This window comes from Sphaerisporangium flaviroseum (assembly GCF_039537005.1).
In the GTDB taxonomy this organism is placed as follows: Bacteria; Actinomycetota; Actinomycetes; order Streptosporangiales; family Streptosporangiaceae; genus Sphaerisporangium; species Sphaerisporangium flaviroseum.
In genome coordinates this window covers 1,169,749-1,194,917 of record NZ_BAAAZR010000001.1, presented here as the reverse complement: position 1 = coordinate 1,194,917, position 25,169 = coordinate 1,169,749, and the positions used below count along the sequence as shown (strand labels likewise).

At 70.9% G+C, this 25,169-nt stretch carries 20 protein-coding genes; 7 read left to right on the top strand and 13 right to left on the bottom strand.

Features of this window, described 5'->3' with window-relative positions:
• Nucleotides 1-6: 6 nt before the first annotated feature.
• Entirely contained in the window at nt 7-582 is a 576-nt protein-coding gene (locus ABD810_RS05625; RefSeq protein WP_344935012.1) for a nucleotide exchange factor GrpE, read from the bottom strand.
• A gap of 1 nt (nt 583) precedes the next feature.
• Nucleotides 584-2,488: a molecular chaperone DnaK gene (gene dnaK, locus ABD810_RS05620; RefSeq protein WP_344935009.1), complete on the bottom strand. Its 1,905-nt coding sequence runs from the start codon at nt 2,486-2,488 to the stop codon at nt 584-586.
• A gap of 408 nt (nt 2,489-2,896) precedes the next feature.
• On the opposite strand from dnaK, the gene ABD810_RS05615 reads away from it, so the two are divergent.
• A complete protein-coding gene (locus tag ABD810_RS05615) occupies nt 2,897-5,689 on the top strand; it encodes a helix-turn-helix transcriptional regulator (protein ID WP_344935007.1) in 2,793 nt (930 codons plus the stop codon).
• A gap of 103 nt (nt 5,690-5,792) precedes the next feature.
• On the opposite strand, the gene ABD810_RS05610 is transcribed toward ABD810_RS05615, so the two are convergent.
• Complete coding sequence (locus ABD810_RS05610) at nt 5,793-6,287, bottom strand: ATP-binding protein (RefSeq protein WP_344935005.1); 495 nt, start codon at nt 6,285-6,287, stop codon at nt 5,793-5,795.
• A 272-nt stretch (nt 6,288-6,559) separates the two neighbouring features.
• Between ABD810_RS05610 and ABD810_RS05605 the strand changes: the two genes are divergently transcribed.
• On the top strand, nt 6,560-7,465 hold the full coding sequence (locus ABD810_RS05605; protein ID WP_344935003.1) for a helix-turn-helix domain-containing protein: 906 nt from the start codon (nt 6,560-6,562) through the stop codon (nt 7,463-7,465).
• A gap of 13 nt (nt 7,466-7,478) precedes the next feature.
• Here ABD810_RS05605 and ABD810_RS05600 read toward each other — a convergent pair whose 3' ends face one another.
• The 4 genes from ABD810_RS05600 to ABD810_RS05585 all read right to left on the bottom strand — a co-directional run bounded on the left by ABD810_RS05600 (nt 7,479) and on the right by ABD810_RS05585 (nt 13,100).
• Entirely contained in the window at nt 7,479-8,366 is an 888-nt protein-coding gene (locus tag ABD810_RS05600) for a sugar kinase (RefSeq protein WP_344935001.1), read from the bottom strand.
• 133 nt (nt 8,367-8,499) lie between these two features.
• Nucleotides 8,500-9,045: a type 1 glutamine amidotransferase domain-containing protein gene (locus tag ABD810_RS05595; RefSeq protein ID WP_344934999.1), complete on the bottom strand. Its 546-nt coding sequence runs from the start codon at nt 9,043-9,045 to the stop codon at nt 8,500-8,502.
• Nucleotides 9,046-9,141: 96 nt separating this feature from the next.
• Nucleotides 9,142-10,431 carry a cytochrome P450 family protein gene (locus tag ABD810_RS05590; RefSeq protein ID WP_344934996.1) on the bottom strand — a complete coding sequence of 430 codons (1,290 nt, stop codon included), beginning with the start codon at nt 10,429-10,431 and terminating at the stop codon, nt 9,142-9,144.
• Nucleotides 10,432-10,673: 242 nt separating this feature from the next.
• Nucleotides 10,674-13,100, bottom strand: a complete 2,427-nt coding sequence (locus ABD810_RS05585; RefSeq protein ID WP_344934994.1) for a GcvT family protein — start codon at nt 13,098-13,100, stop codon at nt 10,674-10,676.
• A gap of 71 nt (nt 13,101-13,171) precedes the next feature.
• On the opposite strand from ABD810_RS05585, the gene ABD810_RS05580 reads away from it, so the two are divergent.
• Together ABD810_RS05580 and ABD810_RS05575 are read left to right on the top strand one after the other, a co-directional pair.
• Nucleotides 13,172-14,203 (top strand): phosphotransferase, encoded by a 1,032-nt coding sequence (locus tag ABD810_RS05580; protein WP_344934992.1) that lies wholly within the window; start codon nt 13,172-13,174, stop codon nt 14,201-14,203.
• Between the two features lie 67 nt (nt 14,204-14,270).
• Nucleotides 14,271-15,824 (top strand): amino acid permease, encoded by a 1,554-nt coding sequence (locus ABD810_RS05575; protein ID WP_344934990.1) that lies wholly within the window; start codon nt 14,271-14,273, stop codon nt 15,822-15,824.
• A gap of 95 nt (nt 15,825-15,919) precedes the next feature.
• On the opposite strand, the gene lipB is transcribed toward ABD810_RS05575, so the two are convergent.
• Nucleotides 15,920-16,582: a lipoyl(octanoyl) transferase LipB gene (gene lipB / locus ABD810_RS05570; protein ID WP_344934987.1), complete on the bottom strand. Its 663-nt coding sequence runs from the start codon at nt 16,580-16,582 to the stop codon at nt 15,920-15,922.
• Between the two features lie 101 nt (nt 16,583-16,683).
• Nucleotides 16,684-16,875, bottom strand: a complete 192-nt coding sequence (locus tag ABD810_RS05565; protein WP_344934984.1) for a PspC domain-containing protein — start codon at nt 16,873-16,875, stop codon at nt 16,684-16,686.
• A gap of 157 nt (nt 16,876-17,032) precedes the next feature.
• Here ABD810_RS05565 and ABD810_RS05560 point away from each other — a divergent pair, with 157 nt between their 5' ends.
• Nucleotides 17,033-17,611, top strand: coding sequence for an LURP-one-related family protein (locus ABD810_RS05560; protein ID WP_344934982.1), 579 nt, complete (start codon nt 17,033-17,035; stop codon nt 17,609-17,611).
• Between the two features lie 97 nt (nt 17,612-17,708).
• On the opposite strand, the gene ABD810_RS05555 is transcribed toward ABD810_RS05560, so the two are convergent.
• Complete coding sequence (locus tag ABD810_RS05555) at nt 17,709-18,341, bottom strand: hypothetical protein (RefSeq protein ID WP_344934980.1); 633 nt, start codon at nt 18,339-18,341, stop codon at nt 17,709-17,711.
• A 66-nt stretch (nt 18,342-18,407) separates the two neighbouring features.
• Here ABD810_RS05555 and ABD810_RS05550 point away from each other — a divergent pair, with 66 nt between their 5' ends.
• Both ABD810_RS05550 and hrpB read left to right on the top strand, forming a co-directional pair.
• Nucleotides 18,408-19,109, top strand: a complete 702-nt coding sequence (locus ABD810_RS05550; protein ID WP_344934978.1) for a TetR/AcrR family transcriptional regulator — start codon at nt 18,408-18,410, stop codon at nt 19,107-19,109.
• A 35-nt stretch (nt 19,110-19,144) separates the two neighbouring features.
• On the top strand, nt 19,145-21,547 hold the full coding sequence (gene hrpB / locus ABD810_RS05545) for an ATP-dependent helicase HrpB (protein ID WP_344934976.1): 2,403 nt from the start codon (nt 19,145-19,147) through the stop codon (nt 21,545-21,547).
• A 65-nt stretch (nt 21,548-21,612) separates the two neighbouring features.
• On the opposite strand, the gene ABD810_RS05540 is transcribed toward hrpB, so the two are convergent.
• From ABD810_RS05540 to deoC, 3 genes are all read right to left on the bottom strand, one after another.
• Complete coding sequence (locus tag ABD810_RS05540; RefSeq protein WP_344934973.1) at nt 21,613-22,482, bottom strand: aldehyde dehydrogenase family protein; 870 nt, start codon at nt 22,480-22,482, stop codon at nt 21,613-21,615.
• A 194-nt stretch (nt 22,483-22,676) separates the two neighbouring features.
• Nucleotides 22,677-24,107 (bottom strand): aldehyde dehydrogenase family protein, encoded by a 1,431-nt coding sequence (locus tag ABD810_RS05535; protein WP_344934971.1) that lies wholly within the window; start codon nt 24,105-24,107, stop codon nt 22,677-22,679.
• A gap of 10 nt (nt 24,108-24,117) precedes the next feature.
• The gene (gene deoC / locus ABD810_RS05530) at nt 24,118-25,083 is read right to left on the bottom strand and encodes a deoxyribose-phosphate aldolase (RefSeq protein ID WP_344935428.1); all 966 of its coding nucleotides are present in this window, start codon (nt 25,081-25,083) and stop codon (nt 24,118-24,120) included.
• Nucleotides 25,084-25,169: the final 86 nt, after the last annotated feature.

Below are 25,169 nucleotides of genomic sequence, written 5' to 3'. Positions count from 1 at the left end.
CCCTCGCTACTCCGGACTGGTGGAGACGATGACCCCGGCCGGGCGGAGCTGTCGTTCACCTTCCCCGTAGCCGGGCCGTACGACTTCCACCACCGCCCCGGGCGGGAGGTCCGGATCGGCGACGGTGCCCACCGCCTCGTGGAAGGTGGGATCGAACGACCCGCCGGTCTCGTCGTGGCGCGAGAACCCGAGCCTGGCCAATTGCGCCACGGCCTGGTCCCGGACCACGCGCACGCCTTCGGTGACGGCGCGGGGGTCGGCGTCCGCGTGGCGCAGGGCGAGGTCCAGGTTGTCGATGATCGGCAGCCATTCCCGTACCACCCGGGCACGCTCCTCGGTGCGTATGCGCTCGGCGTCCCTCGCTATCCGCTTGCGGAGGTTTTCCAGCTCGGCCGCCGACCTCAGCCACCGGTCCTCCAGCTCTGTGATCTTCGCGTCCATGTCCGCCAGAGCCGGGTCGGTGACGGTCGCGTCGGCCTCCTGCGCGCCGGGTCCCGCCGGGCGGCCCGCGCCTTGTTCGGGGCTCCCGGGGCCGATGTTCTGAGCGGCCCCGCGGGCCGGCTCGTCGTGGTGGCCGGTCATGTCAGTCCGATGTCGTGAACTCGGCGTCGATGACGTCATCGTCACCGCTGGACGCGCCCTGCTGGGCGGAGGGCCCCGCGCCGGCTCCCGCGCCCGCGGGCTCTCCCTGCGGCGCGGACACGGCGCTGAGGCTGTGGAAGATCTGCTGCAGCTCCGAGCTGAGGGCGCGCAGGCGGTCGACAGGCGCCTCCTCCTTGATGGCCTGGCGCGCGTCGTTGACCAGCTGTTCCGCACGTGCCTTCTCGTGGACAGGGACCGCGTCACCGAGCTCGGCGATCCGGCGTTCGACCTGGTAGGCCACCGAGTCGAGCTCGTTCCTCGCGTCGATCGACTCACGCATCCTCGCGTCCTCGGTGCGATGTTGCTCGGCGTCCTTGACCATCCGGTCGATCTCGCCCTTGTCGAGGTTGGAGCTCTCGCTGATCGTGATGCGCTGCTCGGCGTCGGTGTCCTTGTCCTTGGCCGTGACGTTGAGGATGCCGTTGGCGTCGACGTCGAAGGTGACCTGCACCTGCGGGACTCCACGGGGAGCCGGGCGGATGTTCTCCAGGCGGAACCGGCCGAGGGCGCGGTTGTCCGCCGCGCGCTCGCGCTCGCCCTGGAGGACCACCACGTCCACGGCGTTCTGGTCGTCCTCGGCGGTGCTGAACGTCTCCGTGCGGCGGGCGGGAATGGTGGTGTTCCGCTCCAGGACCTTGGTCATCACGCCGCCCAGCGTCTCGATGCCGAGCGACAGGGGCGTGACGTCGAGCAGGAGAACGTCCTGGACCTCGCCCTTCAGGACCCCGGCCTGGATCGCGGCACCGTCGGCCACGACCTCGTCCGGGTTGACCGTCATATTGGGTTCCTTGCCGCCGGTGAGGCGGCGCACGACATTCTGCACGGCCGGTATGCGCGTCGATCCACCGACCAGGATGACCTCGTCGAGGTCGTCGGCCGACAGCTTGGCGTCCTCCATGGCCTGCTTGACGGGTCCCATCGTGCGTTCCACCAGGTCACGCGTGATCTCCTCGAACGTGGAGCGCATGAGGGTGGTGTTCAGGTGCTTCGGCCCGTTGGCGTCCGCGGTGATGAACGGCAGGCTGATGGTGGTCTGGGTGACAGACGACAGCTCCACCTTGGCCTTCTCCGCGGCCTCGAACAGCCGCTGCAGGGCCTGCGGGTCCTTGCGCAGGTCGATGCCCTCCAGCCGCTGGAACTCGTCGGCCACGTGGTCGACGATCCTGCGGTCGAAGTCGTCACCGCCCAGGTGGGTATCGCCGGCGGTGGAGCGGACCTCGATGACCCCCTCGCCGATGTCGAGGATGCTGACGTCGAAGGTGCCACCGCCGAGGTCGAAGACCAGAACCGTCTCGCTGCCCTTCTTGTCCAGGCCGTACGCGAGGGCGGCGGCGGTCGGCTCGTTGATGATCCGCATGACCTCCAGGCCCGCGATCTTGCCGGCGTCCCTGGTGGCGTGGCGCTGCGCGTCGTTGAAGTAGGCGGGCACGGTGATGACGGCCTCGGTGATCTTTTCCCCCAGGAACTTCGCGGCGTCGCCGACGAGCTTGCGCAAGATGAGGGCGGAGATCTCCTCCGGCGCGTACAGCTTGTCCCTGACCTTGAACCGGACCGCGTTGTCCGGCCCTGGCACCACGTCGAACGACACCGCGTGGATCTCGCTCTCCACCTCGTCGTACCGGCGTCCGACGAACCGCTTGACGGAGTAGATGGTGCCCTTGGGATTGAGGATGGCCTGCCGCCGGGCAAGCTGGCCCACCAGTCGTTCTCCGGTGTCGGTGAAGGCGACCACCGATGGGGTCGTCCGTTGCCCTTCGGCATTCGGAATGACCACCGGTTGACCGTCCTCGGTCGTCGCGATGACGGAGTTGGTGGTGCCGAGGTCGATGCCGACTGCCTTGGCCATGATCGCCTCCCTGGGACGGTGGAAGGGCGCACACAACCCCGGCACGCCGGTCGGACGCATACGCCTATACCATCGACCCTGGCCAGCGGACGGGAACCCCACATCCTCCATTCGAGTAGTGAACGAGCTACCACGACGTGGCGGCGGTCGCCCCGTGAGACCCCCGGGCCCGGCGGACCCGCCCGGGAGCGTCGCCCGACCCGTCGCGGAAGGGCAGGTGACTACCCTGATGGAGGGGGCGGCCCGTCCCGAGAGTGGCAACGGTGCCGTGTGTACTGTGGTGAGAGGCAGTGCGCCGGGTGACGAACGGCCGCACGGCCGGCGGGAGGCGCTCACGGCCGGAAGCGCACGCTCACCCGGATGCGTCGAAGGTTCCCGCCCAGAACAGCACCCCGTCATGGGGGAGACATGCGTGGACGCGAGCCCGAATGGCATATCCTCATCCAGCTTCTGAGGGCCGCCGAGAACGGCCGAGGGGGAACGCTGCTGGTCGAGGGCGAGCCCGGAACGGGCAAGAGCCTGCTGCTCGCCGAAGCCGCCTCCCATGCCTCGCGGCAGGGCTTCCTGCCGGTCACCGGCCGCGTGGAGGAGCTGGAGGAGATCATCCCCCTCGCCCCGCTGTTCATGGCCCTGGACGAGCTTCCTCCGCGCGCCTGGAGAGGTGAGGAGCTCCTCCACGACGGCCAAGACCCACGCACGCTGCTCGTGGAGCGGCTACGGCGGCGGCTGCGAAGGTGCTTGGCGACCCATCCGGTCCTGGTCGGCCTGGACGATCTCCAGTGGGCGGACCCCGCCAGCATCGCGGCCCTGCGGATGCTCCACTGGGAGCTGACCTCCGAGCCCATCGTGTGGCTCCTCGCCCGGTGCACCTTGGCGGACGGGCACGCGGAACGCCTGTTCGACCTGCTCGAACAGCACGGAGCGACCAGGATCGAGCTCCGGCCGCTGGCCGGGGACGTGGTGGCGGAGGTGGCGGCCGACGTGCTCGGCGCCGTACCGCATCCGGACCTGCTCGCGCGCGCGGCGGGCGCGGGTGGCAATCCCTTCCTGCTCACCGAGCTGCTCGCCGGCCTGCGCGAGGAGGGCGCCGTCGAGATCGCCGACGGCCGGTGCCGCCTGCGCTCGGCCGAGACGCCCGAGCGGGTCCGCGTCCTGGTACGCCACCTGCTCGGCGGGCTGGACCGCGACACCCGGCAGCTCGTCGAGGCGGCGGCCGTCCTCGGCCGGTCCTTCTCCCCAGAAGACGCCGCCGACCTGATGGGGACGGCCCCGGCGACGTTGCTCCCCGCCTTCGAGGAGGCGATGGACGCCGGGATCCTCGTGGCCACGGACGAGGCGCTGGAGTTCCGCCACGAGATCGTCTGGCAGGCCGTCGTCGCCGCCCTTCCCCCTCCCATGCGGCACGCGCTGCACCACCAGATCGGCAAGATCCTCCTCGAGCGGGGAGGCGTGCCGGTGCAGGCCGCCCGCCATCTGATCGAGGGCATCCGGCGGGGCGACGCCCGGACCCTGACCGGTCTCGACCAGGCCGTGACCGAGGTTCTCGCGTCCTCACCGCGCGCCGCCGCGGACCTGGCCGTCCAGGCCGTCGAGCTCAGCGACCTCGCGGACCCGGAGAGGTTCACCCGCGTACTCACCGCCATCGAGGCCACCACGGAGGCGGGTCGCCTCACTGACGCGGGGAACCTGGTGCGCTCGGCGCTGGCGCGGCCGATGTCCGCCCTGGCCGCAGCCGAGCTGCGCTGCGCCCTGTCGGGCATCCTCTTCATGGGCGGGCAGGCCGCGGAGGCGGTCGCCGAGGCGGAGACCGCGCTCTGCCAGCCTGGCCTGTCCGGCCACCTGCGCGACCGTGCCACCCTCGCCCGGCTGTACGCGCTCGCCGAGCTGGCCGACAGCCACCGGGCCGGCGAGGAGGCCGAGGCGATCCTCATGGCCGCCGAGCGCCACGGGGAAGCGGTGGTGGTCGCGGCCATGGTGGTCCTCGCGACGATCCGGTGGGACTCGGGCCGTCTCGCGGACGGGCTGCGGCTGGTCAGCGAGGCCGTCCACCGGGCACGGGAGGGCTCGGTGGCGGTACGCCGCACCCACCCGCGCCTGGCCCTGGCCTCGATGCTGACCGACATCCGCCGGCTCGACGAGGCACGGATCGTCGTCAGAGAGGCCGGGGAGGAGGTGGAGTCGCTCGGCCACAGCGCCTGGATCACCGGCCCCGCCGTACTGCGCGCGCGGGTCGAACTGGTCGCCGGGCGGCCGGACGAGGCCGTGGCCGAGGGCCAAGCGGGGCTCGACCTCGCCGAGACCCTCGGAACCCATCTGTTCAGCTCGCTCGCGACGTCGGTTCTCAGCACGGTCGCCCTGCGCCGGGGAGATCTCCGCGGCGCCGCCCAGCGCATCGAGGACGACCGGGCACGACTGGCGCGGCACGCCGCCACCACCACGCCGGCCCGGTGCGCGATGGTCGCCGCGCAGGTCGCGGAGGCGCGCGACGGCCCCGAGACCGCGATGAAGCTCGTCGCGCACCTCTACCCCGAGCTGCGGGAGCGGCGCTGGATCCTCACCGGCGACCCGGCCAACGCCCCCTGGATGGTCCGGGTGGCCCTGGCCGCGGGCGACCGCTCCAGCGCCGGACTCGCGGCCGCGGCCGCGGAGGACCTGGCGGATGAGAACCCGGGGTTCCGTACGGTGCGCACCGCCGCCACGCACGCCCGTGGCCTGCTGGAAGGGGACGCCGAGGCGCTCGTCGTGGCCGCCGGGGAAGGGGCCGACCCGTGGGCCCGCGCCTCCGCCGCGGAGGACCTCGGCGTCGTGCTCGCCGCCGCGGGCGACCGCCAAGAGGCCGTGCGGAGGCTCGACCAGGCGCTGGCCGGCTACGAGGAGACCGGGTCGACCAGGGACGCGGCCCGCCTGCGTCGCAGGCTGCGCAGGATGGGCGTCCGGCACCGGCACTGGGCGACCGCCGACCGGCCGGTGTGCGGCTGGGCCAGCCTGACCGACACCGAACGCACGGTCTCGCTGCTGGTGGCCCAGGGATGGACGAACCGCCAGGTCGCCAACCAGATGTTCATCAGCGTGCACACGGTGGCGTTCCACCTGCGCCAGATATTCCGCAAGCTGGGGATCGGATCGCGCGTGGAGCTCACCCGTCTCGCGGTCGAGCAGGGCCGCGACCTGGGCCGTCCCGAGGGTATGGACCACCGCTGACCGCCGGCGCGCCGGCTCTGCGCGAAGGCGTGCTCCAGGCGCGGGTTGTGCTCTGGGCGGAGGTGCGCTCCAGGTGGAGGCAGGCTCTAGGCGAAGGCGCGCTCTAGGCGGAGGTGCGGCTCTGGTCGAGGGCGAAGGGGGCGGTGAAGGCGGCCCACACCAGCTTTCCCTGCCCGTCGAGCCGCCACCCCCACGAGCAGCTCAGGCTCTCGACGAGCCACAGGCCACGGCCGCTCTCGGCGAAGTAGCCGGCGTCCGTGACGACCGGGGTCTGCTGCTTGGGGTCGAAGACGGCGCACACCACGTGGGAGGCGCGGTGGAGCAGCCGCAGCCGGGTCGGCTCACCGGCGTGCCGCACGGCGTTGGTCACCAGCTCGGATACGACCAGGCGGGCGTCGCACGCCAGCTCGTCAAGGCCCCAGTTGGTCAGCGTCTCCACGGTGAAGTCACGCGCGATCTTGACCGACGCGCTCGTACGGCCGAGGCCGACAAGCTCGGCGCCGACGGGCTCCCACAGGTTGTCCTCCATCGCCGGGAGCAGCCACCAGGGAGCCTCACCCCGTACCACGGATTGTCGGCGTGCCAGGTGTGCGGTCATCAAGGTCCTCACTACGTTGGGCCGTTCACGCGGTCTGGACATGACGCGGGACATTACGTGGGAGAGTCAATCCTTCTTCACGTCTCGTACAGATGCAAGAACGAATGCACGTGCAGATGACTGTTTTTCTCACGGATCCGTAACATACGCCCCGCAACGTAGGCCTTTCGCCACGAATGAGCAAAAGATTCAGCCGGTGAGACGGCATGTACGACCGAGGGCCAACGATGAGACACTGTCGGCTTACTCATCCGAGGCTCCAGGGAGCTCGCATGATTTCGGCGCTTGGGCATGAAGAGACACCCGACGGACCCGCCTCCCCTTATTCCCGCAGCGGCCCGACCGTCCTTCGGATCATCCTGGGCGCCCAGCTGCGGCGGCTGCGCGTGGCCAAGGGCATCACGCGCGAGCAGGCGGGCGAGGTCATCCGCGCCTCGCACGCCAAGATCAGCCGCTTGGAGCTCGGCCGGGTCGGGTTCAAGTCCCGCGACGTCGCCGATCTGCTCACTCTCTACGGTGTGGGCCCGTCGGACGAGCGCTCCACGTTCCTGCGGCTCGCCGAGCACGCCAACGCGCCCGGCTGGTGGCACAAGTACAGCGACCTGCTGCCCACGTGGTTCGAGCTTTACGTCGGCCTGGAGGAGGCCGCGGCGATCATCCGCACGTACGAGATCCAGTTCGTCCCCGGCCTCACGCAGACCGAGGACTACGCCCGTGCGGTGATCGTGCTGGGCCACGCCGAAGCGTCCCCCGAGGAGCTCGACCGCCGGATCTCGCTCCGGATGGCCCGGCAGCAACGCATCACCTCACCTGATGGGCCGAGGCTGTGGGCGCTGGTGGACGAGGCGGCGCTGCGGCGCCCGCTCGGCGGCCCGAAGGTCATGCGCGCGCAGGTCGACCGCCTTCTGGAGCTGACCGAGTCGCCCACCATCACCCTTCAGGTGGTCCCGTTCGGCCAGGGCGGCCACGCGGCGGCGGGCGGCCCGTTCACCATCCTGCGCTTCACCGAGCGCGAGCTTCCCGACGTCGTCTACATGGAGCAGCTCACCAGCGCCCTCTATCTCGACAAGCGCGAGGAGACCGACCCGTACATGAAGGTCATGGACCGCCTCTGTGTCGAGGCCGCCACCGTGACCGAGTCGAGACGCTTCCTCGAGACCCTCCGCAAGGAGCTGTAGGCGCCCGCGGCCGTCAAAAGGTGAGCGGTGGGAGCTCCGCGCGGGTGGGCAGGCCCTGCCAGGGGCTGCCGCTCGCCACGGTGAACGCCGCCAGAGCGCACCCCCGGCGCAACCGGTCGGTGGGGTGCAGCTCTTCCAGCAGCCCGCTGAGATACCCGGCGGCGAAGGAGCCTCCGGCGCCCGCCGGGTCCACGACCGTCACCGGCGCGGCCTGCGCGTCGTACCGCATGCCGTTGATCGTGGCGCTCGCGCCCTTGGCCCCCCGGGTGACCACCAGCTCACGGATCGTTCCCATGACCGGCTCGATGAGCTGCAGCTCGTCTTGGTTGGCGAACAGCACGTCCGCCCCGGTCGCCAGCTCGTTGAGCGCCTCCACGGCCTCCTGGCGGTCGGCCCAGAGCTGGGGCCGGTAGTTCACGTCGACCGACACCGCCATGCCCGCGTCCCTGGCGAGCTTGACCGCGTGGTGGGCCGCGCTCCAGGCCGTGCCGCTCAGCGCCGGGGTGATACCCGTGACGTGCAGGAGCTTGGCCGACTGAAGCTCTCGTGCCGGGATGTCGCCCGGACCGAGCCGGGAGCCCGCCGAGCCACCGCGATAGTGGACGACATGACCGACCCGGCCGATGCGCCGCTGCCTGACCGCGAGGCCGGTGGCCGCCGCCGGGTCGGACTGCACGGAGGAGACATCCACTCCCTCACCGCGCAGGACGGAGATGACCCGGGCACCAAGCTCGTCGGCGCCGACCCGCCCCAGCCAGGTCACGGTGTGACCCAGCCGGGCGAGTCCCACGGCGGCCGTCAGCTCGGCCCCGGCGACGTCGAGGCGGACGTCGGTGTCGTGGCGGAGACGGTCGGCGGAGATCACGCCGAGCGCCTCTCCGAGCGTGAAGACCTCGGTCATATCAGGATCTTCCTTGCCATGCTCGATGCCCATCTGCCGCTGATGGCCGAAAGCATGGCAGAGACCGATGTCACTCACAACGAGATGACGATTTCCCTCAACTCCCGCGGCCGAGCTTGCGTTCTCCTATGGCCTAACCCCTGAAAGCGTCCACGGCGGCCTGGCAGAACGCCTTGAGGTCGTCCGGCTTGCGGCTGGTGATCAGCTTGTTGGGGCCGTTCGTGCAGACCATCACTTCCTGGTCCACCCAGGACGCTCCCGCGTTGTGCAGGTCGGTCTTGAGGCTGGGCCAGGAGGTCATCGCGCGGTCTCCCACGACGCCCGCCTCGATCAGCGTCCACGGCGCGTGGCAGATCGCCGCGACCGGCTTGCCCGCGTCGAAGAACTCCCATGCGAACCGTACGGCGTTCTCGTGCATTCTCAGGTTGTCCGGGTTCGCGACACCGCCTGGCAGCACGAGGCCGTCGAAGTCGGCGGCGCTCACGGTATCGACGGTGGCGTCGATGTCGAAAGTGTCCGCCTTGTCGAGGTGGTTGAAGGCCTGCGCCTTACCCGGCTGGGTGGAGATCAGCCGGGGGGTTCCGCCGGCCTCCTCCACGGCCTTCCACGGCTCGGTGAGCTCAACCTGCTCGATCCCCTCGGGCGCTACCAGAAAGGCGATCGTCTTGCCCTGAAGCATGGTGCCTCCTCTGATCCGCGTTTTGCTCTTCTTCGGACCGTGCCCGGCATTTCCCGGTGTACGCACGGAGCGGAGCGAACGACGCGCGCGGCCAGGTCAGAGTCTCAGCGGCAGCCGGGCCAGCCGCCACGAGCCCGGCATCAGCTCGCGTTCCAGCTCCTCGGGCCCGACCGCCAGGGCCAGGCCGGGGAAACGGCGCAGCAGCGCCTCGAACGCCACCTCGCCCTCCTGACGGGCCAGGGCCGCCCCCAGGCAGTAGTGAAGGCCGTGCCCGAATCCCACATGGCTCTCCCGGCGTCCGTCGGACTCGCGGGTGAGGTCGAACCGTTCGGGGTCGTCGAACCGGCGCGGGTCGTAGTTGGCGCCGACCAGCACCGCCATCACCGCCTCGCCCCTGCGCACCGGCATGCCGCCGATCTCGACGTCCTCGGCGGCGTAACGCAGGCGGGTCGCCTGGACGGGTCCACACCAGCGCATCAGTTCGTGCACGGCGCGGGGCATCAGCGCCGGATCCTTCTGCAGCAGGGCCAGTTGGTCGGGGTGCGTCAGCAGTGCCGCCGTCCCGTTCCCGATCAGGTGGGCGGTGGTCTCATGCCCCGCGAGGACGAGCGTCAGCACCAGGGTGACCATCTCGGTGTCGCTGAGCCGGTCACCGTCCTCGTCCTGCGCGCGGATCAGGCCGGTCAGCAGATCGCCGGTGGGCGTGGCGCGACGGCGTTCGATCAGCTTGTGGATGTGGTCCACCATTTCGCGCAGGGCGACGGCCATGCGTCCGGACCGGAGGGTCACCAGGGCCTTGCCCCATTCGCGCCACTGCGGGCGGTCCTGCTCGGGGATGCCGACAAGCTCGCAGATCACGGTGATCGGCAAGGGGTAGGCGAAATGCTCCAGCAGGTCGACCACGCCGTCCTCGGCCGTGTCGGCGAGCCGGTCGAGCAACTCCTCGGTGATCTCCTCCACACGGGGTCGCAGTTCGGAGACCCGGCGCGCGGTGAACGCACGCGACACCAGCTTGCGCAGCCGCAGATGGTCGGCGCCGTCGGCGTCCAGGACGCTGTCCAGCACGTACTGCGCGTATTCCTTGGGGATGCCGCGTGCCGCGATCTCCTTCTCGCGGATGTTCTCGATGTCGAGGCCCGGCACGTTCGCCGGGTTGTTCACGAATCGGCCGTCGCCCAGGACCATCTTGACGTCGTCATACCGGGTGACCAGCCAGAGCGGCGTGCCGCGCCCGAAGAAGGAGCCCCGAACGAGCGGGGCCTGCTCGCGTATCCGCGAATACCCTCCGTAGGGGTCGCTCATGAGCTCGGGATCCATCATGTTCACCGTGCCGGTCGCGGTGACCGAGCCGGTGGCCGTCGTGCCATGGTCGGCGGGGTTGGCCATGCCTGCCCTCCTCGGGCGTCGGGTGCGGTCGCGCCTCGATGCCAAGTGGTGGGCTCGTGGCGCCCGGCTCCCGCAGGAGGCGCGGCGCGCGCTCGCGAGGGCCTCGTACATCCCATGCACGCTCGGAGCCGCTCTCAACCCTGCTTCACGCAACTGTCGAACGCGTGTAGACCTGGGCGGCCGTGCCGGTCCGGCCGGAACGCGGTGGCTTCCGGGCCGGAACCTGAGGAGTCCCGGGATCTCTAGGAGCCGGGTAGTCGACGGACGCGCTTGTTGCTCGGGTCGTAGAGCGGCTCGCCGGCGATGCCGGCCGTGACCCAGGCGCCGTTCAGACCGACCTCCACCCGGCCGGCGAACTCCTCAGAGCCCACGCCGTGCTCGTCGACCGGCAGGTACGCGTAGGCGATGGAGCGGTCGACGCGGTGGCCGTACCCCCCGCTGGTCACCCGGGACGCCGGGATGCCGCCGACCCGGACCGGCTCACCGCCGACGCAGACCTGGCGGGGGTCGGCGAGCACGAGGCAGTGCAGCGACTGCCGGGGCGTACCCAGCGCGTCACGGCCGATGAAATCCTTGTCGCCGTGGACGGCGAAGCCCAGGCCGGCCTCGATGGGCGTGGTCTCGGGCGTGATGTCGAGCCCCCAGACGCGGTAGCCCTTCTCCAGCCGCAGGGAGTCCAGGGCGCGGTAGCCCGCCGGGCGCATGCCGTGCGGCACGCCCGCCTCCATCAGCGCGTCCCACAGCGTCAGGCCGTACTCGGAAGGACAGTAGAGCTCCCATCCGAACTCTCCGGCGAAGGTGACCCGCTGGGCCAGCACCGGCACGTAGCCGACGCTGATCTCACGCGCCCGCATGTAACCGAAGGTCAGGTCGTCGCCGCTCAGCTCGCCGAGGATGTCGAGCGCCTTCGGCCCCCACAGGCAGTAGCAGGCGTACGCCGAGGTCACGTCCCGCACGTCGAGACCGTGCCGGCGCAGCCGGCCCGCGTCGTGCACGCCGAAGGCCGTCCCCGTGACCATGCGGAAACGATCGGCGGCCAGCCGGGTCACGGTCACGTCCGCCTCGATGCCCCCGCGCTCGTTGAGCATCTGGGTGTAGACCACGGAGCCGACGGGCCGGTCGAGGTCGTTGGCGCAGAGCCGCTGGAGCGGCGCCAGGCCGGTGATCTCCAGTTTGGAGAACGAGGTCTGGTCGAACAGCCCCGCGGTGTCGCGGGTCGCCAGGCACTCGGCCCGGATCGCGGGAGACCAGAACTTCCCGGCCCATCCCGCGGGCCGGAACTCCTCACCCGTCTGCTCCGCGCCGTTCGTGGCGAACCAGTTGACCCGCTCCCAGCCCGCCTTCTCTCCGAACTCGGCGCCCAGCTCGACCTGCCGCCCCCATGCGGGTGACCGGCGCAGCGGGCGTGCGGCCGTACGCTCCTCGCCGGGGTAGACCACGTCGTAGTACTTGCTGTAGGAGTCCAGCGCCTTGGCCCGCGCCCACCGGGAGCCGCGCGCGTGGGAGCCGAACCGGCGGATGTCCATGCCGAAGACGTCGTACTCGGGCGAGCCGTCCACGATCCACTCGGCCATGACCTTGCCGACGCCGCCCGCCGCGGCGAGCCCGTGGACGCAGAACCCGGCGGCGACCCACAGGCCGGCCACCGAGGTCTCTCCCAGCAGGAACTCCCCGTCGGGGGTGAACGCCTCCGGCCCGTGGACGACCTTGCTGAAGGCGGAGGCGTCCTCGCCGGTGTCCATGCGGGCCAGGTCGGGCAGCCGGCGCCGCGCCGACTCCCACGATTCACGAAATTTCGGCATATCGGGGTGGAAGAGGGTGCGAGGCTCGGCGAGCGGTGTCGCGGTCTCCCAGATCTCCGGTGTCCGGATGTACCCGCCCACCAGGATGCCGCCGTCCTCCTCCCGGAAGTACACGATGTTGTCCGGATCCCGCACGGTCGGCGTGGTCGCCGGGACCCCGTACGGCGGTGTCACGACGTACTGGTGCTTGATCGGCACGATGGGGATGTCGACCCCCGCCAGCCGGCCGATCTTCCCGGCCGCCGCCCCCGCCGTGTTGACCACGGTGCCGGCCCTGACGACCTGATCGCCCACGTGAACTCCGCGCACGCGCCCGTCCTCGACGTCGATGCCGGTCACCTGGGCGCCGGTGACGATGCGCACGCCCAGCTTCTCCGCGCCGGCCGCGAGGGCGCGCGCCAGCCTCGCCGGGTCGAGCCAGCCGTCACCCGGCAGCCACAGAGCCGCGCGGACGTCGCCGACCTCCAGCAGCGGCAGCATCTCCCGCGCGCCCGCCGCCGAGAGGAGCTCCATGTCCAGTCCGTACGTCTCGGCGGCGCCGGCCTGGCGGAGCAGTTCCTCGTGCCGCTCCCCGGTGGTGGCGAGCCGCAGGCCGCCCACGCCGTGCCAGCCGGGGTCGAGCCCGGTCAGCTCGCTGAGCTCGGGGTACAGCCCGGCCGAGTACATGATCATGCGAGTCTGGGTGACGGTGGACCTGAGCTGGCCGACGAATCCGGCGGAGTGCCAGGTCGTCCCTTCCGTCAGCTCGTGTTGTTCGAGCAGGATGACGTCAGTCCACCCGAGTCGTGCGAGGTGATAGGCGACACTGCATCCGGCGACGCCACCGCCGACGACCACGGCCTGCGCCTCGGCGGGAAGTTTCACCATCGGTACCCCCGTGTAACACCCAGCCCGCAGAATCAGATCAATGGTCTGAAGGTAGACCAAAGGAGGCCCGCGTGCCAGATCTCCTCGGCCCGGCACTGGAACTGGTCACGGCCTGGGCCGGCCGGCCGGTCACCTACACCCCGATCAAGGGCGGGCTGAGCCATCACATCGTCCGGGTGGAGACCGACGCGGGTGACCGCTGGCTCCTGCGGGTCCTCGACCCGAACGTCTCGGCCGCCGGGCTGGGCATCCCTCTGGACCTGGAGATCGTCAACACCTCCAGGGCCGCTCAGGCCGGGGTCGGGGCCGAGGTGCTGCTCCGGCTTCCGGGCGCGATGCTGCTCGAGTACATCGACGGCCCCACCCTCGACGCCGCGGCCGTACGCGACCCCGCGATGACCGAGGACATCGCCGCCGCCTGCCGCCGCCTGCACGCCGGGCCGCGCTTCGCCACCGACTTCTCGATCTTCCGCAAGCTGGAGGAACTGCTGGCGCTCTGCCACGCCCACGGCCTGAAGATCCCCCAGGGCTACGAGGACCGGCTGCCGGCCGTGGCCGAGATCGAGGCCGCGCTGGCCGTGCGGCAGCCGCCGACCGTTCCGTGCCACAACGACCTGCTGCCGGAGAACTTCATCCTCGACGGCTCGGTGGTGCGCATCGTCGACTACCAGCTCTCGGGCAACAACGACCCGGCCTTCGAGCTGGGGGACATCGCGGCCGAGGCCGATTACGACCGCGAAATGGTCAGGCGGTTGACGCGCGCCTACTTCGGGGACGATGATCCCGCGGCAAGGGTCCAGCTTTACCTGCTCATGTCCAACTTCACGTGGACGTTGTGGTTCAGCGTCCATCACGGCCTGCTCGCCGAGCAGGCCGCGGCCGCCGACTTCGACTACGACGCCGAAGCCGCAGACAAGTTCGCCCAAGCCGTACGGGACCTCGACGATCCCGGGCTCGGCCTCCTCATCGACGACGTCCGGGGCCGGCGGCGGCCCCACGACCCCACCCTTCCTTCTCCCCCCGCCACGCAGCCCCGGCCGTCCACCCCCGCCACGGGGACGGCCCCGTCTCCCCCGCCCCCGAACGCACCACCGGCCGGCTGACCCCGTCCACCCCCCTTCACCGCTCGACGCGCGGCACCGCACCACCCGCGCCACGCAAGGAGGCCTGATGGCCCAGCAGTCCCACCTCGACGACGATGCCGAACGCCTGGCCGAGCTCGGGTACAAACAGGAGCTTTCGAGAAGCTGGAGCGGCTTCTCCAACTTCGCCATCTCGTTCTCGATCATCTCCATCCTCGCCGGCTGTTTCACGACGTTCGGCCAGGCCTGGAACAACGGCGGGCCGATCGCCATCTCCGTCGGATGGCCGCTGATCTCGGCGTTCATCCTCATCATCGGCTTTTGCATGTCCGAGCTGGTCTCGGCCTACCCCACGGCGGGCGGCATCTACTGGTGGGCCGCCAAGCTCGGCAAGCCCATCCACGGATGGTTCACCGGCTGGCTCAACCTGATCGGGCTCATCGCGGTCACCGCCTCGGTCGACTACGGCTGCGCCACCTTCCTCAACATCACCATCGGCCGGTTCAGCGACAGCTGGGCGAGCGGTGACCCGTTGCGCCAGACGTTCCTGCTGTTCGCCGTGGTGCTGGTGCTCCACGCACTGATCAACATCTTCAGCCACCGGCTGATCTCGATCCTGCAGAACGTCTCGGTGTGGTGGCACGTGTTCGGCGCGGCCGTGGTCGTCCTCATCCTGATCTTCGGGCCGTCGGAGCACCAGAGCGTGGGGTTCCTGTTCGAGCGGTTCAACAACTCCGGGCTCGGGGAAGGCGCCTCAGGTCCGACGTTCTGGCTGTACGTGCTGCCGCTGGGCTTCCTGCTCACCCAGTACACGATCACCGGCTTCGACGCGTGCGCGCACGTGTCGGAGGAGACGCAGGGCGCGGCCATGAGCGCGGCCAAGGGACTGTGGAAGTCGATCTTCTACTCGGCCATCGGCGGCTGGGTGCTGCTGCTCGCCTTCCTGTTCGCGGCCACCAACGTCGACGCCGTCAACAAGGAGGCCGGCTTCGTCGGCGCGATCTTCACCTCCTCGCTGACGCCCGGCCTCGCGACCGTGGTCTTCGGCATCTCGACGATCGGGCAGTTCTTCTGCGGGATGAGCTGCGTGACCTCCATGTCCCGCATGACCTACGCGTTCTCCCGTGACGGGGCCGTCCCCGGCTGGCGTCTGTGGTCGCGCGTCGACAGGAACCGGACCCCGGTCAACGCGATCATCGTCGGCTGCCTGGTCGCCCTGCTGATCACGATCCCCGCCCTGTACGCGCCGGCGGGCACCACGACGCCGGTGGCGTTCCTCGCCGTGGTCTCGATCGCGGTGATCGGGCTCTACCTGGCGTTCCTGATCCCGATCTGGCTGCGCCTGCGCATGGGGGCGGCCTTCCAGCCGGGGCCGTGGACGCTGGGCGGCAAGTACAAGCTGTTCTGCTGGATCGCGGTGATCGAGATCGCCATCATCTCGATCTACTTCATCCTGCCGCTCAGCCCCGCCGGCATACCGGGGAACAAGGACTTCACCTGGACCTCGGTGAACTACGCGCCGCTCGCGGTCGGCGCCGTGCTCGCGGGCATCGCCGTCTGGTGGGCGGTGTCGGCACGGCACTGGTTCACCGGGCCGCGCCGCAACGTCGACGACGTGCCGTTGGACGAGTCCGTCACCTGAGCCCCGTGGTACGGCTCGCGTCCCTCACCGCCGGGGCGCGAGCCGTACGGTGACGACGCCTCAGGAACCGGCGGGCGCCTCGAAGGCGCGACGCCTCAGGAACCGGCGGGCGCCTCGAAGGCGCGAGAGACGACCGCGCGGACCTGCTCGGGTGCCGGCGGCTCGGCGAGCTCGCGCGCCACCGAGGTCATGTCCACATCGGGCATGCCGCACGGCACCGCGTAGTGCCAGGGGTCGAGGTCGCCGTCGACGTTCAGGGCGAAGCCGTGGCTGGTGACCCCCCGACTGGCGCGCATGCCGATCGACGCGATCTTCCGGCCGGTCTCGCGGGTCCAGACTCCGGTGAGGAGCTCCGAGCCCGGCGGGGTCTCGCGGCGCTCGGCCGGAACACCCAGTTCATCGAGGGCCGCGACCAGCCGGAGCTCCACCTCACGGACGTAGTCGACGACACCCTCGTCCGCGCGGAGCTTGACGATCAGGTAACCCACGAGCTGCCCCGGGCCGTGGTAGGTCAGCTGACCCCCCCGGCCCGTCGGGATGACGGGGATGCCGTGTGATGCGTCGGGCAGGTGCTCGGCCGCGGTCCGCTTCCCGATCGTGAACACCTGCGGGTGGCTGAGCAGCCACAAGATGTCGGGCTGGTCGTCACGCTGGCGCGCGCCGACCAGCTCGGTCATGCGTTCCATGGCCTTTTCGTAGTCGACCAGGTCATCCTGGATCAGGGCCAGTGGCCGTGCCCGTACGATGCGTTCGCTCACATGTCCGAGCATACGTCCGACGAATGGACGATTCGGGCAAGGAGCCCTGGCAGTGGCCGGACGTGGAGCCGTGGATCACCCGGCGGACGCGAGCAGGTGGATCACCACTGACCGGAGCGGGCGGGAGCCTTCGGGACGAAGGCCCACATGATGATGTAGATGATGAACTGCGGCCCCGGAAGGATGCAGGAGAGCAGGAACAGCAGACGCACCATGGTGGGCGCCCAGCCCCACTTCTCCGCCAGGCCACCACAGACTCCGGCGATCACCTTGTGCTCTCTTGAGCGGTACATAGCGACTCCTCCCCCGTTTCGATTTCACTTGCCCAACGATCGGGTCCCCTGCCCCGTTCCGGGAAAGTCATTCACGACCCCATCTCACCGGGCCACGCGGGCGTTGTACCGCCGGTAGAAGCCTTAGGGTGGCAATCCCCTGACTATGGAGAGCAACGTGGACCTCTCGACTCTGCAAGCGCAGCGACGCCTGCTCGTTCGCCAGAAGATCACCATGATGGTGAACCGTTATGTGGTCCATCTGGAGCAGCCCGACGGGTCCGAGGGCCCGATGGTGGCCTTCGCCGAGCAGAAGCGGATGGCGTTCAAGGAGCAGGTCACGCTGTACACCGACGACTCACGGCAATTCGTGCTCGCCGGCTTCAAGGCCCGCAAGGTGCTCGACCTCGGCAGTGGTTACGACGTCGTCGACCATGCCGGCCAGCCGATCGGCTTCTTCAAGAAGGAGTTCGCCGCGTCGCTGATCCGGTCCACGTGGCACTTCCAGGCTCCCGGCATGCCGACCTTCACCGGGCAGGAGCGCAACGTCTTCGTGAGCCTCCTGCGCCGCTTCGTCGACTCGCTCTCGTGGCTGCCCTACCACTTCGACTTCGGCGTGGGCGCGCAGATCGCGTTCTCGGTGGACCGCAAATGGGGCCTGCGTGATCGCTACGTCGTCGACATCAACGACCCGCGGCTCGACCGGCGCCTGATCATCGCGATGGCCGTCGCTCTGGACGCCCTCCAGGCGCGCTGACGGTCCTGCCCACGAGCGGGCAGGCGCTCGCGCCTGCCCGCGGGCCGACGAACCGGCCGCGCCGAGGCCCGATACGGCGGAGGCGGCGGCCATCGGGCTACCGCCCGTCCCTGGCCCAGCCCGCAGCGACCCGCGCTGCGCCGTCCAGAACCGTACGGCCACGACCCGGCGAGCCGTCGGGGCGGTCCGGGGCATGGCCCGCGTGGGGCCCCGGCCCGGTAAGGCGGGCCGCGGGGCGCAGTACCCGGTCCAGGGATGAGGGGGACTCGGGAGCGAAGGGCGTGCCGGTGGCCAGGGCACGCAGGCCGAGCGTGACCGCTTCCCCCAGCAGGCTCACGCCGATGGACAGCGTGATCGGCCGCGCCTGCTCCGGGGTGCCCGCGGCCACCGCGAGCACGCCGATCCCGGCGTTGGCGGCGGCCGACACCACCCAGACCAGCAGGGTCCACGGCGTGTAGCGCTGCCAGAGGTGGCCGCGCTTGGTGAACAGCCGTGGGGTGAGGCCCCGCAGCGCGCCGAAGACCAGGCCCGCCAGGGCGGCCGCCACGATCCAGGCCACATCGCGGGCGTTCAGGTGCACGTCCTTGACCAGGCCCAGGGCGCCGACGCCGACGAGGACGACAGGCGGCACGAACAGGTCACGCGCGCGGAGCGGCTCCCCGATGAACCGTCTGACCACCACGCCGGCCACCAGGACCGCGACGACGACCGCCGGCCACATTCCGTTCACGCTGCTCTCCTTTTGTAGCACGGTCATGCCAAAAACAGGCTAGCACGATCGTGCTATAAAGGGGAGGTGCCGAAGATCGTGGATCCCCAGGAGCGGCGCCGGGCCGTCGTCGAGGCGGTGTTCCGGGTGGTGGAACGCGACGGCCTGGAGCAGGCGTCGCTGCGGAACGTCGCCGACGAAGCGGGGTTGGCCATCGGCTCGGTGCGGCACTACTTCGCCGGCCACGCCGACCTGATGGTGTTCGCGATGCGGGCGATGATCGAACGGGTGACGGCCCGGCTGACCGAGCACGCCGAGCGCCTCCTGACCGCGGACGCGCCGCTGAGGCCGCCGCACGAACGGCAGGAGACGGTCGTGCGCATGCTCGCCGAGGTGCTGCCCTTGGACGAGGAGCGCCGGCGCGAGGCGGTGGTGTGGCTCGCGTTCGTCAGCGCCGCCCGCACCCACCCCCCGCTCCGCTCCCACGCGGACGAGATCTACGACGGGCTCCTCACACTGGTCACCCGCGTCCTGGAGGGCATCCGGAACGCCGGCCGCCTGCCGGCGGACGCCGATGTCGCACTGGAGTCCCGCCGCCTGTGCGCCCTGCTCGACGGGCTGTCCCTGGAAGCCGTGCTCCATCCCGGCCGCCTGGACGCCGAGACGATGCTCGCCGTGCTCCGCCGCCACCTCACCGCCTTGGCCGCCGGGGATCACGGGGGTCCGGCTCATCGTGGGAACGCGCCGGTCGCCCATGACCGCGGACCACTGCCGCACAGGCTCCGATGATGACCCTTGACGACGCGCGAGCCGCTGACCTTCCCGTGCGGCATGCACTTCCCGAGCTGCGCGCGGCACTGGAGACGCGGGGCTCCGCCGTGCTCACCGCGCCTCCCGGCACGGGCAAGACCACCTTGCTGCCCCTCGTCCTGGCCGGTCTCGACGCCGCCGGCCCCCGGCGGCGGGTGATCGTGGCCGAGCCGCGCCGGATTGCGACCCGGGCCGCGGCCCGGCGCATGGCCTGGATGCTCCGCTCCGAGGTCGGCGAGGAGGTCGGCTTCACCGTCCGCGGGGAGCACCGGCCCGGCCGTCATGTCCAGGTCATGACGACCGGCGTGCTGCTCCAGCGGCTGCAGCACGATCCCGAGCTGGACGGGATCGACGCCGTGCTGCTGGACGAGTGCCACGAACGCCACCTGGACGCCGACACCGCGCTGGCGTTCCTGCTGGACGTCCAGGCGACCCTGCGCCCCGATCTGAGGCTCGTCGCCACCTCCGCGACCGCCGACGCCGCCCCGTGGGCCCGGCTGCTCGGGGACGCGCCGGTGGTGCACGCCTCCGGCACGACGCATCCGGTGGAGACCGTGTGGGCGCCCCCCGCCAAGCCGGTCGCGCCGGCCCACGGCATGCGCGTCGATCCCGCGCTGCTCGTCCACGTCGCCGGGGTCGTACGCCGGGCTCTGGCCGAGCGCACCGGTGACGTGCTCTGCTTCCTCCCGGGCGTGGGCGAGATCGCGCGAGTGGCCGCCGCACTGGCGGACCTGCCCGGGACCGACGTCCTCCAGGTCCACGGCAGGGCCGACACCCTCGACGCGGTCCTGTCGCCGGGACTCCGCCGGCGGGTGATCCTCGCGACCTCGGTGGCGGAGTCCAGCCTGACCGTCCCGGGGGTGCGGGTGGTGGTGGACGCCGGGCTGGCGCGCGAGCCGCGCACCGACCACGGCCGGGGTCTCGGATCGCTCACGACCGTGCGCGTGTCCAAGGCGTCCGCCGACCAGCGGGCCGGACGCGCCGGGCGTGAGGCCCCGGGAACCGTCTACCGGTGCTGGCCGGCCGCCGAGCACGGACGGCTCGCCGACCACGCCCAGCCGGAGATCGCGCTGGCCGATCTCACGGGCTTCGCGCTGCAGGCCGCCTGCTGGGGCGCTCCGGACGCCTCCACCCTCTCGCTGCTCGACCCGCCCCCCGCCGCCTCCATGGCCGTGGCGAGCCGTACGCTGCACGCGCTCGGCGCGCTGGCGAACGGGCGCGTCACCGAACGAGGACGCCGCATGGCAGGCATCGGCGTCCATCCTCGGCTGGCCAGGGCGCTGCTCGACGGTCCTCCGGCCGCCGCCGAGGTGGTGGCCCTGCTGTCAGAGGAGCTTCCCCGCTCCGCCCCGGACGACCTCGTGGCGGTCTGGCGCGAGGCCCGGCGAAGCGGATCCCGTGACTGGCGACGAGAGACCCGCCGCCTGACCCAGGCCATGAGCGGTGGCAGCGGTCGCGCCGCCGGTCATGGGCCGAGCGACGACGCGGTCGCCGGGCTGGTCGTGGCGCTCGCCTATCCCGAGCGAGTGGCACGCCGCCGCTCCGGCGGGTACCTCATGGTCTCGGGGACGGCGGCGACGCTGCCGCGGGACTCCCGCATGGCCTCGGCGGAGTGGCTGGCGATCGCGGTGGCCGACCGGCCGACCGGCTCGGCCTCGGCCCGGGTACGCCAGGCCGTCGTGATCGACGAGGACGTCGCGAGGGAGGCCGCCGGGCCGTTCCACCAGGTCGAAGAGGAGATCCGCTGGGACGGCGACGTCGTGGCCCGGCGGGTGGAGCGCCTCGGCGCGGTCGAGCTGTCGTCCACTCCGCTGACCGGCGCCGACGTCCGCGACGCGATCCTGTCGGGCCTGCGCAAGGAAGGGCTCTCCCTGCTCCGCTGGACCCCTGAGGCCGTGGCGGTGCGCGAGCGCATGGCCTTCTGCCACAGGGTGCTGGGCGAGCCGTGGCCGGACGTGTCCGACGACGGCCTCGTCGCCGCCGCCGAGGCGTGGCTCGACCTGCCCCGCCTTCGCCGCCGTGCCGACCTGGAACGGGTCGACGTCGCCTCGGCGCTCAAGCGGCTGCTGACGTGGCGGCTCCGGCTCGACGAGGTGGCCCCCGAGCGGATCACGGTCCCCACCGGCTCGCGGATACGGGTCGACTACTCGGGTGACCAGCCGGTGCTGGCGGCCAAGCTCCAGGAGCTGTTCGGCTGGGACGCCGCTCCCCGGATCGCCGGGGTGCCGCTGGTGGTCCACCTGCTCTCCCCGGCCGGCCGGCCCGCCGCCGTCACCGCCGACCTGGCGTCGTTCTGGAGGGACGGCTACCGCGCGGTCCGCGCCGAGCTCCGAGGCCGCTACCCCAAGCACCCCTGGCCCGAAGACCCCCTGGCCGCCTCCCCCACCCGAGGAACCAACCGCCGCAAACCAGTCTGAACCCGCCCGGTCACCCCGCGACGGGATGGGAAGCCATCGCGGGGGTCGAGGAACTCCGAGATGGGTCAGATGCCGGTGGGGTGCCAGACGGTCTTGGTCTCCAGGAACGCCGTCATTCGCTTGGTGCCGGGCTCGGCGAGCCAGTCGGTCTTCCCGGAAGGACGCAGGACGCGCTTGAGGTTCTCGGCGGCCTCCTGCTCGCAGGAGACGGCCAGCTCGTCGGAGCAGCCCGTCAGGTCGACGGCGTTGACGTCCATGTGGGCCGACAGCCATGGCGCGAGCTCGGCCGGCTTGCCCGTCAGCAGGTTGATCACGCCGCCGGGCAGGTCGGAGGTGGCCAGCACCTCCGCCAGGGTGATCGCCGGGAGCGGCGCGCGCTCGGAGGTGACCACGACGCAGGTGTTGCCCGTGACGATCACCGGGGCGATCACCGAGATCAGGCCGAGAAGCGGCGCCTCCTGCGGCGCGATGACGGCGACGACGCCGGTCGGCTCGGTGGTGGACAGGTTGAAGTACGGCCCGGCGACCGGGTTGGCCGCTCCTCGCACCGCCCCGATCTTGTCGGACCAGCCCGCGTACCAGACCAGCCGGTCGACGGTGGCGTCGACCAGCTCGCCGGCCCTGCGCGCCGACACCCCGTCGGCGTCGACCACCTCCGAGATGAACTGGGCCCGGCGCCCTTCCAGCATCTCGGCGACGCGGTAGAGGATCTGCCCGCGGTTGTAGGCGGTGGCGCCGGACCAGCCGGGGAACGCCTTCCGCGCCGCCGACACCGCGTCGCGGGCGTCCTTGCGCGAGGCCCGTGACGCGTTGGCGAGGAAGTCGCCCTTGGAGGAGGTCACCACGTACGACCTTCCGCTCTCCGAACGCGGGAACGCCCCGCCGATGTACAGCTTGTACGTCTTGCGTACGGCGAGCCGGCTGGGCTCAGTCATCGCCTCTCCAGGTCATCTCTTCCGGCGAGAACCGTACCGGCACGAACACCTGGCGGCAGCGGCTCACCCCGCAACGGTGGGCGAACCAGCCCTGACGGGCGGTCGTGGTCGAACGGCCGGCACGGGCGTAATCGTGACCTCGGGCGGCCTGTGCGCGCCGGGACCTGCGGCGCCCTCGGCGGTGCTCACAGGGATCAGACATCGAGATACGCCTCCAGTCCATGTCTGCCGCCCTCACGGCCGTATCCGGACTCCTTGTAGCCGCCGAACGGCGACGTGGGGTCGAAGCGGTTGAAGGTGTTGGCCCAGACCACGCCGGCGCGAAGCTTGTCCGCCATCCACAGGATCAGGGACCCCTTCTCGGTCCACACCCCGGCGGACAGGCCGTACGGGGAGTTGTTGGCCTTCTCCACGGCCTCTGCCGGGGTACGGAAGGTCAGCACCGAAAGCACCGGGCCGAAGATCTCCTCGCGGGCGATGCGGTGGGACTGGGCCACGCCGGTGAACAGGGTGGGCGGGAACCAGTAGCCCTTCTCGGGGATCGGGCACGACGGCGACCAGCGCTCGGCGCCTTCCCGCTCGCCCGCCTCGCTCAGCGACTTGATCTTCGCCAGCTGGGCGGCCGAGTTGATCGCGCCGATGTCGGTGTTCTTGTCGAGCGGGTCGCCGAGCCGCAGCGTGGACAGGCGCCGCTTGAGCGCGTCGAGCAGCTCGTCCTGGATCGACTCCTGGACCAGCAGGCGGGAGCCGGCGCAGCAGACGTGGCCCTGGTTGAAGAAGATGCCGTTGACGATGCCCTCGACGGCCTGGTCGAGCGCCGCGTCCTCGAACACGATGTTCGCGGCCTTGCCGCCCAGCTCCAGCGTCAGCTTCTTGCCCGACCCGGCGACCGAGCGGGCGATCAGGCGGCCGACCTCGGTCGACCCGGTGAAGGCGACCTTGTTGACGTCGGGGTGGTTCACCAGCGCCTCGCCGGTCGCTCCGGCCCCGGTCACGATGTTGACCACGCCCGGAGGCAGCTCGGCCTGGCGGCAGATCTCGGCGAAGGCCAGCGCGGTCAGCGGCGTCGTCTCTGCCGGCTTGAGCACGACGGTGTTGCCGCAGGCCAGGGCGGGAGCGATCTTCCACGCCAGCATGAGCAGCGGGAAGTTCCACGGGATGACCTGGGCGGCCACACCGAGCGGGCGTGGCTCGTCGCCGTACCCGGCGTACCCGAGCTTGTCCGCCCAGCCCGCGTAGTAGAAGAAGTGCGCCGCGACCAGCGGGAGGTCGACGTCGCGCGACTCGCGGATCGGCTTGCCGTTGTCCAGGGACTCGAGCACGGCCAGCTCGCGGGATCGCTCCTGGATGATGCGGGCGATACGGAACAGGTATTTGGCGCGCTCGCGCCCGGGGAGCCCGCCCCAGACCGACTCGTAGGCCTTGCGCGCCGCCGAGACGGCCCGGTCGATGTCGGCCTCGCTCGCGAGGGAGAACTCGGCGAGCACCTCTTCGCTCGCGGGGTTGACGGTCTTGTCGCGTTCGTCGCCCAGGGAGTCGACCCACTCGCCGTTGACGAACAGGCCGTAGGACGGCCGGATGTCGACGATGTCGCGCGACTCGGGCGCCGGTGCGTATTCGAACATGGGGCCCGCCTCAGTCGAGAGTGAAGTAGTCGGGACCGGCGTACCGCCCGGTGGCCATCTTCTGGCGCTGCATCAACAGGTCGTTGAGCAGGCTGGAGGCGCCCAGGCGGAACCAGTCGGGGTCCAGCCAGTCGGGCCCGGCGGTCTCGTTGACCAGCACCAGGTACTTGATCGCGTCCTTGGTGGTGCGGATGCCGCCCGCCGGCTTGACGCCGACCATGCGCCCGGTCTGGAGGCGGAAGTCGCGTACGGCCTCGAGCATCACCAGCGTCACGGGGAGGGTGGCCGCCGGGGAGACCTTGCCGGTCGAGGTCTTGATGAAGTCGGCCCCGGCCAGCATCGCCAGCCAGGACGCCCGCCGCACGTTGTCGTACGTCTGGAGCTCGCCGGTCTCCAGGATGACCTTGAGGTGGGGGTCGCCCTTGCCCGCAGCGCTCTCGCCACGGGCACAGGCGGCCTTGATCGCGACGATCTCCTCGAAGATCTTCCGGTAGTCCCCGGAGAGGAACGCCCCGCGGTCGATCACCATGTCGATCTCGTCGGCGCCGGCCGCGACGGCCAGCGCCGTGTCCCCTACTTTGACGTCGAGGGAGGACCTGCCGCTGGGGAAGGCGGTGGCGACGCTCGCCACCCGCACGCCGGACCGCCCGAGCGCGTGCACGGCCTCGGCCACCAGGTCGGGGTACACGCAGACGGCGGCCACCTTCGGAACGGAGGGGTCGCCGGGATCGGGCTGGACGGCCTTGGCGCACATCGCGCGCACCTTGCCCGCGGTGTCCGCGCCCTCCAGGGTGGTCAGGTCGACCATGGAGATGGCCAGGTCGATGGCCTGGGCCTTTGCGGTCGTCTTGATGGAACGGGTGCCCAGCATGGTGGCGCGCTGATCGGCACCCACACGATCGACGCCGGGCAGGCCGTGGAGGAATGCCCGCAGGGTCGCGTTCGATGACGCGATCTCCACGAGCGAAGTCGTCAGTGTTGACACCTCACCAGCATCGCCGACCAGCGTGATTGTTCCAAACCGGCCATCCGCCGAGACGGCCTCCGACATTTCGGCAAATG